Here is a 13,328-nt window from a genome sequence, read left to right as displayed (position 1 = left end):
TTTCTGGAGGAGGAAATAGATGCTTGAACGCCTGAACCATGTTGCAATTGCGGTCCCTGATATTCGGGCCGCTTCTGCGCTTTACAGCGGCCAACTGGGTGCAAAAGTAACCGCACCTGAGGCTCTGCCGGAACATGGCGTTACGGTTGTTTTCATTGATGTTGGCAACACCAAGATCGAATTGCTGGAACCATTGGGCGATGGATCGCCCATTTCAGCGTTTCTTGAAAAGAACCCATCGGGCGGGATGCATCATCTCTGCTACGAAGTCTCTGACATTATCGCAGCTCGTGATCACCTGAAGGCTGAAGGCGCTCGTATTCTTGGAAATGGCGAGCCGAAGATCGGCGCACATGGAAAGCCGGTTCTGTTTCTACACCCCAAGGATTTCAACGGAACATTGATTGAGCTGGAGGAGGCGTGAGATGACCATTGTTTCCGGCATTGCCATGTATTTTATCTTCTGGTGGATAACATTATTTGCGATTTTACCTGTGGGCTTGCGCACTCAGGCGGAAGAAAATGAAGTAACATTGGGTACAGTTGCCAGCGCACCCGCCAAACCTCGCATCGGTCGCGCTTTCGTTCGCACAACTGTCGTAGCGTCTGCCATATTCGGCCTATATTATTATATGACGCAGGTGCATGGTTTCGGCCTTGATGATATTCCGCATTTCTTTCCTGACTTGAAATAAGCAGGAAATCTTCTTTCATTTTACAGAATGCTAATTCCATGCCTAATATTTAGGCATGGAATTTATGAAGGTTATTTTTAGGAAAAATATTTGATTTAGCGTGAATCTAAAAGTTATAAATTCACCATAACTATTTGAATCTATAGAAAATTAGTGATGCCATATATCGGATTTCAATGCGAAATCCTGAGCCCTCTTTTACGGCTTGAATCCTATTCAGTTCGAACCGGCTCAAAAATGAGCGCACTCCAAAAAACAAATAATATCAATGTACTGCTTGAGTATGGTCGTGCAAAAACTTGACTTTCTTAGTTAAGCCAAAAAAAAAGCAAGGCTTTCGCCTTGCTAGTCGAATACGCGTTCGACCCGTTTCCATTTTACCGGCGGCAGCGACATATCGCGCCTGGATCCATCCTCCCAAGACTTTGACCGCGTTAAACAACGGTTATTTCCGTTGTCAGGCTTATTGATGAAAAAAATAGCGGACTGCACAGCTTTTGTCACCAAAAATCTTTCATAGCGTCATATTTCCTTCGCAATTTTTGCTCGAATGATATGCCAGCTACATAAAACATTGAATTTTAATACAAATCTAAAACCTACTGTTTTGATGTCTATGTCAGGGTTCTGTTGACGATTGTTGTGGGCCGTAAAAATGTTGGTTAGCAAACAGTAAAGGGGCGGGTTTTCAACCGCGTTATAACCCGTTATGAAACCGGCAGATTTGCTTAATTTTTGCCTGATTCTCCACACAGTCGGTTGCTACTCAGGTAATCTCTCTCTTGATCGGTGGTCACGATGCGTCTGTCGCAGTATTTTTTGCCCATTCTGAAAGAAAACCCAAAAGAGGCTGAAATTGTCTCTCACAGGTTAATGCTGCGCGCGGGCATGATCCGTCAGCAGTCGGCAGGCATTTATTCATGGCTTCCGCTTGGTCTGAAAGTGCTCAACAAGGTTTGTGACATCATTCGTGAAGAGCAGAACCGCGCTGGCGCGAACGAAATTCTGATGCCAACGATCCAGTCCGCCGAACTTTGGCGCGAAAGCGGTCGTTATGATGCATACGGCAAGGAAATGCTGCGCATTCAGGACCGTCAGGAGCGTGAAATGCTCTTCGGACCGACCAATGAAGAAATGGTCACGGATATTTTCCGTTCCTATGTGCGTTCTTACAAAGACCTGCCGCTCAATCTTTATCATATTCAGTGGAAGTTCCGCGACGAAGTTCGTCCGCGTTTCGGCGTGATGCGTTCACGTGAATTTCTCATGAAAGACGCCTATTCGTTCGACCTCGACTATGAGGGCGCGAAGATGGCTTACTACCGCATGTTCGTGTCTTATCTGCGTACCTTCGCTCGCGTCGGTTTGCAGGCGATCCCGATGCGTGCGGATACCGGCCCAATTGGTGGCGATCTTTCCCACGAATTCATCATTCTCGCTGAAACCGGCGAAAGCCAGGTCTATTGCGATAAGGCTTATCTTGATCTGGCCGTTCCGGGTGCGGATACAGATTTCCGAAATGACGAGCAGCTCACTGACATCGTCAATCGCTGGACGACGCCTTACGCGGCAACCGATGAAATGCACGACGAAGCAGAATGGTCAGCGGTGAAAGCCGATGAACAGGTTTCGGCGCGCGGCATCGAAGTCGGTCATATCTTCCATTTCGGCACCAAATATTCGGAAGCCATGGGTGCGAAGGTGCAGGGACCAGATGGCAAAGACCATTTCGTTTCGATGGGCTCTTATGGCATTGGACCTTCGCGTCTGGTCGCAGCTGCGATTGAAGCTTTCCACGATGAAGCTGGCATTATCTGGCCAAAGTCGATTGCGCCATTCGGTGTGGGCATTATCAATATGAAGGCTGGTGATGAAGCTTGTGACGGCGTGAGCGAACAGCTCTACACCGCCTTCACAAATGCTGGCCTCGATCCGCTGCTCGACGATACGGACAATCGTGCGGGTTCCAAGTTCGCAACCATGGATTTGATTGGCCTGCCTTATCAGGTGATCGTCGGCCCACGCAGCGTTGCTGCTGGCGAAGTAGAAGTCAAAGACCGCAAGACTGGTGAACGTCAGACACTCACCATCGAAGCAGCAATCAACCTGTTGACGGCTTAAATATGAGCAGTGCGGCGGCAGTAAAATCTGACGGCAAGCAGAAGACGCCCAACAAGGCGCCTTCTTCTGGACCGTTTTCAGCTTATGAGCGGATGATCGCATGGCGCTATCTGCGTGCACGCCGCCGCGAAACATTTATTTCGGTGATCGCCGGTTTCTCGTTCACCGGCATCATGCTTGGCGTTGCCACACTCATCATCGTTATGGCGGTGATGAACGGTTTCCGCGCCGAGCTTCTAAACAGAATTCTAGGCATCAACGGTCATCTCATCATGCAGCCGATTGATCGGCCGCTGGATGATTATGCGAGCCTTATCACGCGGATTGATGGCATTTCCGGCGTGAAGTTTGCTATTCCGGTGGTGGAAGGGCAGGCTCTGGTGCAGGGCAATATTGGTGCCGGAACGGGCGCATTGGTTCGCGGTCTTCGTGAGGAAGATCTCGCCAAGCTCAAGCTCGTATCTGATAATATCAAGCAGGGTACCTTGCAGGGTTTTGATCAGAGCGGCGGCGTGGCCATCGGCACGCGTATGGCTGAAAATCTCGGTCTTTCCATCGGTGATACGCTGCGCGTTATCTCCCCTGATGGTGATGTGACGCCCTTTGGTGTTAACCCGCGCGTAAAAGCCTATCCGATTGTTGCGATCTTCGAGATCGGCATGTCGGAATATGATGCGTCTATCGTCATGATGCCGCTGACCGAAGCGCAGCTTTTCTTCAATCAGGAAGACAAAGTGCAGTCGCTGGAAATCTTTGTCGATAATCCAGACAAGGTTGACGCCATGCGCGCACCTGTTGAGGAAGTCGCAGCGCGTCAGATTTCTATGGTCGATTGGCGCCAGCGCAACCAGACGTTCTTTTCGGCCTTGCAGGTTGAACGTAACGTCATGTTCATGATCCTCACGCTGATCGTACTTGTCGCAGCGCTTAATATTATCTCTGGCCTTATCATGCTGGTGAAGGATAAAGGGCGCGACATCGCTATCCTTCGCACTATGGGTGCGACGCGCGGCGCGGTGATGCGCATATTCCTGATGACAGGTGCAGCCATTGGCGTGACCGGAACACTCGCCGGTGTGGTGCTCGGTGTTGTTGTGTGCCTGAATGTCGAGCGCATTCGCCAGTTTTTCTCGTGGCTTTCGGGTACGACCCTGTTCAATCCAGAACTCTATTTCCTAAGCACACTGCCAGCCAAAATGGACGTTGGTGAAACTGTCTCCGTCATTGCGATGGCATTAGTTCTTTCTTTCATCGCTACCATTTTGCCAGCATGGCGCGCTGCCAAGCTCGATCCGGTCGAAGCACTGAGGTATGAATAATGGCGGCTGAAGTCATTCTGCGTCTGGAAAATGTCAGTCGCGCTTATAAGGAAGCTGATCGCGAATTGGTCATCCTGAAGGATGCTAACTTCACGCTTCGTCGTGGCGAAATGGTCGCGCTTGTTGCTCCGTCTGGTGCGGGTAAATCGACCCTTCTGCATACGGCAGGCTTGCTTGAGCGCCCGGATGCAGGCGATGTCTTTCTTGATGGACGTTCATGCAGCGCATTGTCTGAGGACGAGCGCACAGCCATCCGTCGCAACGATGTCGGCTTTGTCTATCAGTTCCATCATCTGCTGCCTGAGTTCTCCGCACTTGAGAACGTGATGATGCCGCAGATGATCCGTGGTTTGGCACAAAAGGCGGCATCCGTTCGTGCGCAGCAATTGCTCGACTATATGAAAATCGGCCCGCGCGCTTCTCATCGTCCATCAGAGCTTTCCGGTGGTGAGCAGCAGCGCGTTGCTATCGCGCGTGCCGTTGCCAATGCACCGCTTGTGTTGTTGGCTGATGAGCCGACTGGTAATCTCGATCCGACAACATCGTCTTATGTTTTTGGCGCTCTTGAAGCACTGGTACGCCAATCTGGACTAGCTGCGATGATTGCCACGCATAATCATGAACTGGCTCGTCGTATGGACCGCCGCGTGACCTTAAAAGACGGCAAGGTCGTAGACCTCTGATAGTCATGTAACGGGGCGTATTGTATCCGCGCCTCAATACAGTCGAAGCCTTCCCAGTATCTTGTTTATTTAGCGCCGGTGGTAATCCCATCGGCGTTTGCCGTTTATATTTCATAAACCTTAAATACCGGAAGGCATCAATAACAGTGTTGACTTTAGAACAAAAATGGAACAAATAATAAACATACGTGAACAAAGAGGAGTTATCCACATGACCGATCTCGTCTACGACGTTTTGTCCTTCGTCTCAGTCAGCCTGTTTATTGCTACTTTCGCCATCTGGGTGAGTGCAATTTGAAAGCGTGAAGCGGGTTCCCTGTGAACCCAGATGATAGTAACGGTCATCGCTCTGGACATCGTTACCGTATTCCCCGAAACTGCTCTGATGGGCGATAAGAGTCGCCCGTTACCGTGTGCCAATCTTAAGATGTAGAAGTCTTTAAACATGGCTGCACTTGGCTGGCGCTGAAAACATGATTTCGCTATGATCATGTTGCAGTCTGACCAGTCTGCAAAGATCGGGGAAAAGTATGAGTGATACAGCAAGCATTGGCGCGGGCGAGGGTAAGTCGTCACCTCGTTTCGTTCATCTGCGGGTACATTCTGCTTATTCTTTGCTCGAAGGTGCATTGCCAGTCGGCAAGATTATTAAACAGGCGATTGCCGATGAGGCACCGGCCATCGCGATCACTGACAGTAATAACCTGTTTGGTGCTTTGGAGTTTGCTCAGAAGGCATCAAAAGATGGTTTGCAGCCGATTATCGGCTGCCAGCTGGACGTCGCTTTCGGCGACCATAATGATAACAGCCGCAGCGTAAACCGGAGGCTTGTTCTTGACTTGGCACCTCTGGTTTTTCTCGCTTCAACCGAGGAAGGCTACGCAAATATCGTTAGGCTCGTTAGCCGTGCATTTATGGATACGCCTTCGGGTGATCCAGTTCATGTTGATGCAAGCTGGCTATCAAGCCTTTCAGAAGACGTAATCGTTCTATCGGGTGGCCCACTTGGCCCAATCGGACGCGCATTTTCTGCAGACCGTGCTGATCGTGCCGAAAGCCGTTTGGCTTTCCTCAAAGATGCATTTGGCGACCGGCTGTATGTCGAGTTGCAGCGTCAGGCTGGTTACGACCGTGCGCTTGAAGCGAAGACCGTTGAACTTGCCTACGCCATGGATCTGCCGCTTGTTGCTACCAACGAGGCCTTCTTTCTCAAGGCCGAGGATTTTGAAGCGCATGACGCGCTTCTGGCCATTGCCGAAGGGCAGATACTTTCCAATGATGATCGTCGACGCTTGACGCCGGATCATTATTTGAGAAGCCGCGCTGAAATGGCAGCACTCTTCGCAGATTTGCCGGAAGCTCTCGAAAACACAATTGAAATCGCTGAGCGTTGCAGTTGGTTCACACAGACGCGCGACCCTATCCTGCCGCGCTTCACGGGCGAATCCGATGACCCTGAAGCAGGTCTTGAGGCAGAAGCCAACGAGCTTGCACGTCAGGCGCGTGAAGGCCTGAAAATGCGGTTGGAAACAGCCGGTTTAGCTGAAGGCTATACAGAAGAACAATATGCCGAGCGTCTCGATTACGAGATCGGCATTATCACCCGTATGAAGTTCCCCGGTTACTTCCTGATCGTTGCGGACTTTATCAAATGGGCCAAGCAGCAGGGCATTCCGGTAGGGCCGGGCCGTGGTTCTGGTGCGGGCTCGCTTGTTGCTTATGCGTTGACGATCACCGACGTTGATCCGCTGCGCTTTTCGCTTCTGTTCGAGCGCTTCCTCAACCCTGATCGCGTATCGATGCCCGACTTCGATATCGACTTCTGTCAGGAACGTCGCGAAGAAGTCATTCGTTACGTGCAGGGAAAATACGGTCGTGATCAGGTCGCACAGATCATCACTTTCGGAACGCTGCAGGCGCGCGCTGTGTTGCGCGACGTTGGGCGTGTTCTGGAAATGCCTTATGGGCAGGTAGACCGTCTTTGTAAGCTGGTGCCACAGAATCCGGCAAACCCCGTATCTCTTGCGCAGGCAATCGAGACTGAACCTAAGATCAATGAAGAGCGTGAGAAGGAACCGGTCGTTGGACGCCTTCTTGATATGGCGCTCAAGCTTGAGGGGCTGTATCGCCACGCTTCTACCCACGCCGCCGGTATAGTCATCGGCGACCGTCCTCTTTCTGAACTTGTCCCGATGTATCGCGATCCACGGTCCGATATGCCGGTCACACAGTTTAATATGAAGTGGGTTGAACAGGCAGGACTGGTCAAGTTCGACTTTCTCGGTCTGAAGACGCTCACCGTTCTCGAAACGGCAGTTAAGCTTGTGGCCCGTAAAGGCATCGATATTGATCTCACGCGCTTACCGTTTGACGATGAGCTCACCTACGAAATGCTTTCGCGTGGCGAAACGGTTGGCGTGTTTCAGGTGGAAAGTGCGGGCATGCGTAAGGCGCTGCTTGGCATGCGACCGGACCGTATTGAGGACATTATTGCTCTCGTGGCGCTTTACCGCCCGGGTCCGATGGAGAATATCCCGACCTATAATGCGCGCAAGAACGGTGAAGAAGAGATTGCTTCTATTCACCCGAAAATTGATGACCTGATTAAGGAAACGCAGGGCGTTATCGTTTATCAGGAACAGGTGATGCAGATCGCGCAGGTGCTTTCCGGCTATTCGCTCGGTGAAGCTGATCTTTTGCGCCGCGCAATGGGTAAGAAAATCCGCGAGGAAATGGACAAGCAACGTGTCCGTTTTGTCGATGGCGCCATTAAAGGCGGTGTCGATAAAGCACAGGCGAATATGATTTTCGACCTTCTGGCGAAGTTTGCCGATTACGGCTTCAACAAGTCGCACGCTGCCGCTTATGCGATTGTGTCTTATCAGACAGCCTATATGAAGGCTCATTACCCAGTTGAGTTTCTCGCGGCCTCGATGACATATGATATGTCGAACGCCGATAAGCTCAATGATTTCCGCCGTGATGCAAATCGTCTGGCGATTGATGTTGTGACGCCTTCCGTTATGACATCTTTCCGCCCGTTTGAAGTTGGTGAGAAGAAAATTTTCTATTCGCTTGCAGCCATCAAGGGCGTGGGTGAAGCAGCGGTTGATCACATTGTCGACGTTCGGGCAGAAAAGCCGTTTGAAAATCTCGAAGATTTCTGTGAGCGGATTGATCCGAAAATCGTCAACCGTCGTGTATTGGACAGCCTGATTAATGCAGGCGCGCTTGACTGCTTTGGACGTGATCGCGCCGCGATGAGTGCTGGCATGGATCGCATCATGGGCTTTGCTCAGCGCACGCAGGAGAACGCTGCAAGCGGCCAGTCCGATATTTTTGGTCTTTCCGGCGCACCGAAAGAACAATTAATCCTGCCACAAGCAGCCCCTTGGTTGCCATCGGAAAAACTGCATCGGGAATTTCAGGCGGTCGGTTTCTATCTTTCTGCGCATCCGCTGGATGAATATCGTCAGGTGCTTGATCGAATGCGCGTGCAAAGCTGGGCCGATTTCTCAGCAGCCGTGAAGCGCGGCGCGAATGCCGGTCGTCTTGCTGGAACAATCACCACGCGACAGGAACGGAAAACCCGCACGGGCAACAAGATGGGCATTGTTCAACTGTCTGATGCCAGCGGTCAGTTTGAAGCTGTGTTGTTTTCGGAAGGTCTTGCGCAATATCGAGATCTGCTGGAAAGCGGTAAATCGGTGGTGATTACCGTCTCTGCTGAAAACCGACCCGAAGGTATCGGGTTGCGTATTCAGACCGTGCAGTCGCTGGAGGATCGTGCTTGCGCTATGCAGAAGGCGCTGCGGCTCTATCTTCGCTCGGCTCAATCGCTGAAATCGATCATTCCGCATTTCAATACGCGCGGTGACGGTGAGGTGAGCTTCATCGTTATAAAAGAGGACGGACAGCGTGAGGTGGAGATTGAGCTGCCACACCGCTATCGGGTCAGTCCACAGATTGCGAGCGCCATGAAAGCAATCCCCGGCGTCGTAGATGTGGAGCTGGTTTAGAGTGCATCCCGAAAAGTGTGAAACGGTTTTCGGACAATGATGCACGCTAATGCAAAGAATGAGAGAGCTGATCTGATCCAATCAGATCGAAGGCGATCGAATAAAAAGGCCGACCAATGTTGATTGGTCGGCCTTTTACTTATGCGGACGCTTTCTGGTTCAGCGCTTTGCGAACCTCTGGTGCAACCTTCGTGCCAAATAGCTCAATCGATTTCATCGTATGTTTGTGGGACAGATTGCCTAAAGCTGTCTGCAACAAAAATCGATCATGCTTGAAATAGCTGTGTTGATTGAGGATTTTGTCGATAACCTGCTGCGGGCTTCCGACGAGCAAAGATCCTCGTGGCTGGCACATAGCGTCGAATTGTTCACGGGTGGTTGGCGGCCAACCGCGCTCACGTCCAAGTTTGCTCATCACATAGGCATATGACGTATAGAACTCATCGCCTGCTTGTTGAGAGTTTTCAGCGATATAGCCGTGTGAGTTGATTCCAACTTTGAGCTTTTCTGGTGAGTGCCCAGCTTTAAGACCTGCTTCTCGATAAAAATCAGTCAGTTGTGAAAAGCGCTCCGGATAACCACCGATGATGGCGATAGCCAGAGGTAGACCGAGGAGTGCCGCACGTCCAACCGATGCTGGCGTTCCGCCAACTGCCAGCCATATAGGTAAAGAATCTGGCAAAGCTCGCGGATAAACACCACGCCCATCAATGGCGGCGCGGGTGTTGCCAGTCCAGTTCACCCGCTCATTCTCACGAATGTTGAGAAGAAGATCGAGCTTCTCGGCGAAGAGCGTGTCGTAATCATCAAGATCATATCCGAAAAGCGGAAAGGATTCGATGAACGAACCACGTCCTGCCATGATTTCGGCTCGCCCATTGGAGAGAAGATCAAGTGTTGAAAACTGCTGATAGACCCGAACCGGATCGTCAGAAGAAAGAACCGTAACGGCACTCGTCAGCTTGATATTCTTTGTGCGTGTGGCTGCTGCAGCCAGCACGATAGGTGGCGCAGAAACTGCATAGTCCGGGCGATGATGCTCACCGACACCGAACACATCAAGGCCAACCTGATCGGCAAGTTCAATCTCTTCGATAAGATTTGTTAGCCGTTGCTGTGGCGAAAGCGGGCGATTGGTTTCAGGATCAGGCCCAATATCGCCGAATGTGTAAATACCAAGTTCCATGGCGTTCCATCAATTTGTTGGCTGTTGCGCTTTAGTTAGGCCGCTTCACGCCTCTTGTTAAGAACGCACTGAAAGGTGATCGGGTCACCTTGAGGATACCGGGCAGTCGCCCACCCGGTATGCATTGATCTCAATAAGCAGCAGTAAAACGCTTGCCGATATGCTTGCCCTGTTCGGCTTCGTCGATAATTGCGACCGCCAGATCATCGACAGAAATTTTACTTTCGCCTTTTTCGTCAAAGACAGGCTGATCTGTGCCAAGGCGATATTTGCCGGTTCGTTCACCCGGTTCCAGCATGATAGCTGGCGAAACGAAGGTCCAGTCGAGGTCATTTTCTTCGCGCAGTTCGTTGAGCGCCTGACGTGCGCCCAGTGCGCCTTCTTTCCAATCCGCCGGGAAATCTGGCGAATCTACAAGCTGTTGACCATTGATTTCGAGGCTACCAGCGCCACCGACTGCAATCAGACGCTTAACGCCAGCTTTCTTTGCTGCGGCATTGATAGAACGGCTTCCCTTGATGTGGTTTTCGCGAATATTGGCGTCTGTCCAGCCAGGGTTATACGCTGAAATGACAATGTCATGACCAGCCAGCTGGCTCGCCAGCGCATCGGTATCAAACACATCGCTTTTCACTGCTGTCACATTATCGAGTTTCGCAACTTTGTCAGTGTTACGGACGAGCGCGGTGATACTGTGGCCGCGTGATACAGCTTCTTTAAGAATTGCAGCGCCTACAAAACCTGTTGCGCCAATTAGTGCGATTTTAGACATGATATGTTCCTTTCGATTGTAACCGTAAAAGTGATATTTGATAATCAGGTTCTTTATGGTAACTAGGTAGCCGAATTGAAAAGCCTTGTGAAGAACGCACTTTTTCATGTTTAGGGTACATGGAAGTAACCACGCTTTGGGCAAGGACCGCGATAGGGAAAAGCATTGCGCTTTAACTAAGATCAAAATGAAGAATACAAATGAACCAAACGCCATTGCGCCATTATTATCGTCGACGGAAGCATTTAAGCCTGACGCGGAAGGCGAAGGGCCATGCCCCATACGCGAAGTGCTCGACCGCGTTGGCGATACGTGGAGCATTCTGGTTGTTTTCAATTTGCAGGCGGGGTCAATGCGTTTCAATGCTTTGCGACGCTCGATTGAAGGCATTTCTCAGCGGATGCTAACGGTTACTCTGCGTTCGCTTGAGCGTGACGGGCTTGTGGCGCGTCATGTCCGTCCAACATCGCCGCCAGAAGTCGAGTATTCGCTAACCGAGCTTGGTCATTCGCTGGCGGTGCCGATAGATGTGTTGGGGCAATGGGCCGTGAGAAATCGTGAGCAGATGCGCGATGCCCGTTCACGTTTCGACAAAGCTGTGGACTGATAAGGAACCAGACAAGGCGATTTTTCGTTCTTCTTGCTTACAGAGGAGAACGGACATGCCAGCGAAATCGAAAGCTCAGCAAAAGGCAGCCGGTGCAGCACTTTCCGCCAAACGCGGTGAAATAAAGAAGAGTGAGTTGGTCGGGGCTTCTAAAGAAATGTATGAATCCATGACCGAAAAGGAACTGGAAGACTTTGCAGAGACGAAGCACAAAGGTCTTCCGGAACATGTGGACGATAAGAAGAGCGACTGATTAAAAGTCAGTCGCTCAGCAATAGCTCTATTTTTCCGCTTTTGTCGTTACAATCTCAATCGCTTTCAGTTTGCCGGAAGTAATGCCGCAACGAACTGAAATATCGTCCCAGCCGCCAGCTTTTTTGCGCGCTTCACCTGGCACTGAAATAACGGCTGATACTTTCCGCCCGTCTTTCGCGCTGAATTGCGATGATTTTTCGTTGGTCGTTGCGTTGGCAATATCGTCTTTCGTGAAGCCGAGACGATCATATTTTTTGCTGTTTTTCACATAATCGTAGGCAGACGCAATGCAGCCTGCAATTTGGGGTGATGCCTGTTGGTCTTTCACCAGTGTCTGATAATTGCCGGTGAAGTCCTTGGATCGTTTTGGCACTGTGTCTGCGTTTGCTGCGCTTGAGATGCCGAGTGTCAAAAATGCAAAAAGTATAATTCTGGTCGATTTCATGGATCGTTCCTTTGAGAGGCTCGGCGCAAAATGCGATGAGCAAAATCGATAATGGCAATATTATTAGAAATGTCGTTGGGACGAATTATGTCTTTTCGTTCATGACACAGAATAACTCACTGACAGATTCGGGCAAGGCAGGATTTGCCGTGGCAACCCTGATCGAGATGCATGTTAGTCAGGTGAGCCGCATCACCATCGGGGCCGATCACCGTCATGAAAAGATTGCAGCTTGCACCGTGAACGGCACGCCAGAATTTCTTTTCTTTTTCCGATCCGTTCCAGCCACTTTCAAGTTCGGTTTTGGACCCATCTGAAAATTTGAATGACATTATATCGAGTGCATTGGCGAAAGCATGTTCTGAAACTCGCCCTTCCGATGCACCATTGACATTGCGGCACTGATAATCTGATCCGGTTCCTATTTCGGTGACCTTAATGTCATTTCCATAGACCGTTTTTGCAGCGTCTTTTACGTCACCAGCCCATTGAGCCAGCGTGACTGCCATGGCGCAATTGGTCGTAATAGCATTGGCAAATTTCAAAGGCTCATTTTTGCCAATTGCGCTGAGTGAAAGCGGCGATTGAGCACTGCATTGCGAACCATCTTCAATGGGCGGCAGCAGCTTCCCTTCCACATCTCCGCTCATCAGTGCAGGACAAGACACCTGATAGATACGCTCAGGCTTTTTGGGGTCGGGTTGTGCAACCTCTGGTTTTTCAGCCTCGATTGGTTTCTCCGGTTTTTTTTCTGGCAAAGGTGCAGTTTCAGTTTGCGAAGGTGCAGGCTGTGCCTCAACAGTTTCTTTTCGGTCTTCCCGACGAGGCGATGGGGTGGGAATCGGAACCACGTTCAATGTGGGAGGCGTTTTCGGCTGCGCTTTCTTGATTGTACGCTTTTTCGCCTGTCGCTTTTTTGAGTGTGGCTGTTTTGCATTGCCGCTCAATACGCGTTCTATGAAGTTTTGTGCGTTCGCATCTGTGAAACTTTCGCCTGGCAGCAATAGGGCTATCGAGGCCAGAGAACCAATAATGAAGCTTCTTTGGAGGAAAGAGAAGGAAACGGCCATATTTACCTCTTTTGTCAGCAAGCTGCATTGTGTAATGCCTAAGCATTGCTTGCCGTTCCTTCACGCTTGATGGCATACGGTTATATATGGCCAAAAGGCTCAAAATTCGGGCTTTAGCCTTGACAAGATGACACTCCAATGACTAAAAGCCGCCAT

Annotated in this window: 12 protein-coding genes; 8 read left to right on the top strand and 4 right to left on the bottom strand. The window is 50.6% G+C overall.

Annotated features, from left to right (window positions below):
* Window positions 1-19: 19 nt before the first annotated feature.
* From mce to dnaE, 6 genes are all read left to right on the top strand, one after another.
* A complete protein-coding gene (gene mce, locus ACOZHT_RS00980) occupies window positions 20-424 on the top strand; it encodes a methylmalonyl-CoA epimerase (protein ID WP_339508400.1) in 405 nt (134 codons plus the stop codon).
* Between the two features lies 1 nt (window position 425).
* Entirely contained in the window at window positions 426-695 is a 270-nt protein-coding gene (locus tag ACOZHT_RS00975) for a DUF1467 family protein (RefSeq protein WP_339508402.1), read from the top strand.
* Window positions 696-1,493: 798 nt separating this feature from the next.
* Entirely contained in the window at window positions 1,494-2,816 is a 1,323-nt protein-coding gene (proS, locus tag ACOZHT_RS00970; RefSeq protein WP_339508403.1) for a proline--tRNA ligase, read from the top strand.
* 2 nt (window positions 2,817-2,818) lie between these two features.
* Window positions 2,819-4,135, top strand: a complete 1,317-nt coding sequence (locus tag ACOZHT_RS00965; protein ID WP_339508404.1) for a lipoprotein-releasing ABC transporter permease subunit — start codon at window positions 2,819-2,821, stop codon at window positions 4,133-4,135.
* On the top strand, window positions 4,135-4,818 hold the full coding sequence (locus ACOZHT_RS00960; protein ID WP_339508406.1) for an ABC transporter ATP-binding protein: 684 nt from the start codon (window positions 4,135-4,137) through the stop codon (window positions 4,816-4,818). Before ACOZHT_RS00965 ends, ACOZHT_RS00960 begins: the two co-directional genes overlap by 1 nt.
* A gap of 530 nt (window positions 4,819-5,348) precedes the next feature.
* Window positions 5,349-8,837, top strand: coding sequence for a DNA polymerase III subunit alpha (gene dnaE / locus ACOZHT_RS00955; protein ID WP_339508408.1), 3,489 nt, complete (start codon window positions 5,349-5,351; stop codon window positions 8,835-8,837).
* Window positions 8,838-8,976: 139 nt separating this feature from the next.
* Here the strand turns inward: dnaE and ACOZHT_RS00950 are convergent, their stop codons facing one another.
* Both ACOZHT_RS00950 and ACOZHT_RS00945 read right to left on the bottom strand, forming a co-directional pair.
* Entirely contained in the window at window positions 8,977-10,023 is a 1,047-nt protein-coding gene (locus ACOZHT_RS00950) for an LLM class flavin-dependent oxidoreductase (protein ID WP_339508409.1), read from the bottom strand.
* Window positions 10,024-10,153: 130 nt separating this feature from the next.
* A complete protein-coding gene (locus ACOZHT_RS00945; protein ID WP_339508411.1) occupies window positions 10,154-10,795 on the bottom strand; it encodes an NAD(P)-dependent oxidoreductase in 642 nt (213 codons plus the stop codon).
* Window positions 10,796-10,982: 187 nt separating this feature from the next.
* Between ACOZHT_RS00945 and ACOZHT_RS00940 the strand changes: the two genes are divergently transcribed.
* On the top strand, window positions 10,983-11,402 hold the full coding sequence (locus ACOZHT_RS00940; protein ID WP_339508412.1) for a helix-turn-helix domain-containing protein: 420 nt from the start codon (window positions 10,983-10,985) through the stop codon (window positions 11,400-11,402).
* A 55-nt stretch (window positions 11,403-11,457) separates the two neighbouring features.
* Complete coding sequence (locus ACOZHT_RS00935; protein ID WP_339508414.1) at window positions 11,458-11,655, top strand: DUF3008 family protein; 198 nt, start codon at window positions 11,458-11,460, stop codon at window positions 11,653-11,655.
* 27 nt (window positions 11,656-11,682) lie between these two features.
* Here the strand turns inward: ACOZHT_RS00935 and bspC are convergent, their stop codons facing one another.
* On the bottom strand, window positions 11,683-12,102 hold the full coding sequence (gene bspC / locus ACOZHT_RS00930; RefSeq protein ID WP_339508415.1) for a type IV secretion system effector BspC: 420 nt from the start codon (window positions 12,100-12,102) through the stop codon (window positions 11,683-11,685).
* A gap of 116 nt (window positions 12,103-12,218) precedes the next feature.
* Window positions 12,219-13,172 (bottom strand): extensin family protein, encoded by a 954-nt coding sequence (locus tag ACOZHT_RS00925; protein ID WP_339508417.1) that lies wholly within the window; start codon window positions 13,170-13,172, stop codon window positions 12,219-12,221.
* Between the last annotated feature and the right edge of the window lie 156 nt (window positions 13,173-13,328).

The organism is Ochrobactrum sp. EDr1-4, from assembly GCF_049199085.1.
Lineage (GTDB): Bacteria > Pseudomonadota > Alphaproteobacteria > Rhizobiales > Rhizobiaceae > Brucella.
Note: the sequence above shows the minus strand (reverse complement) of the source record. Positions and strands in the feature narration are given on the sequence as shown.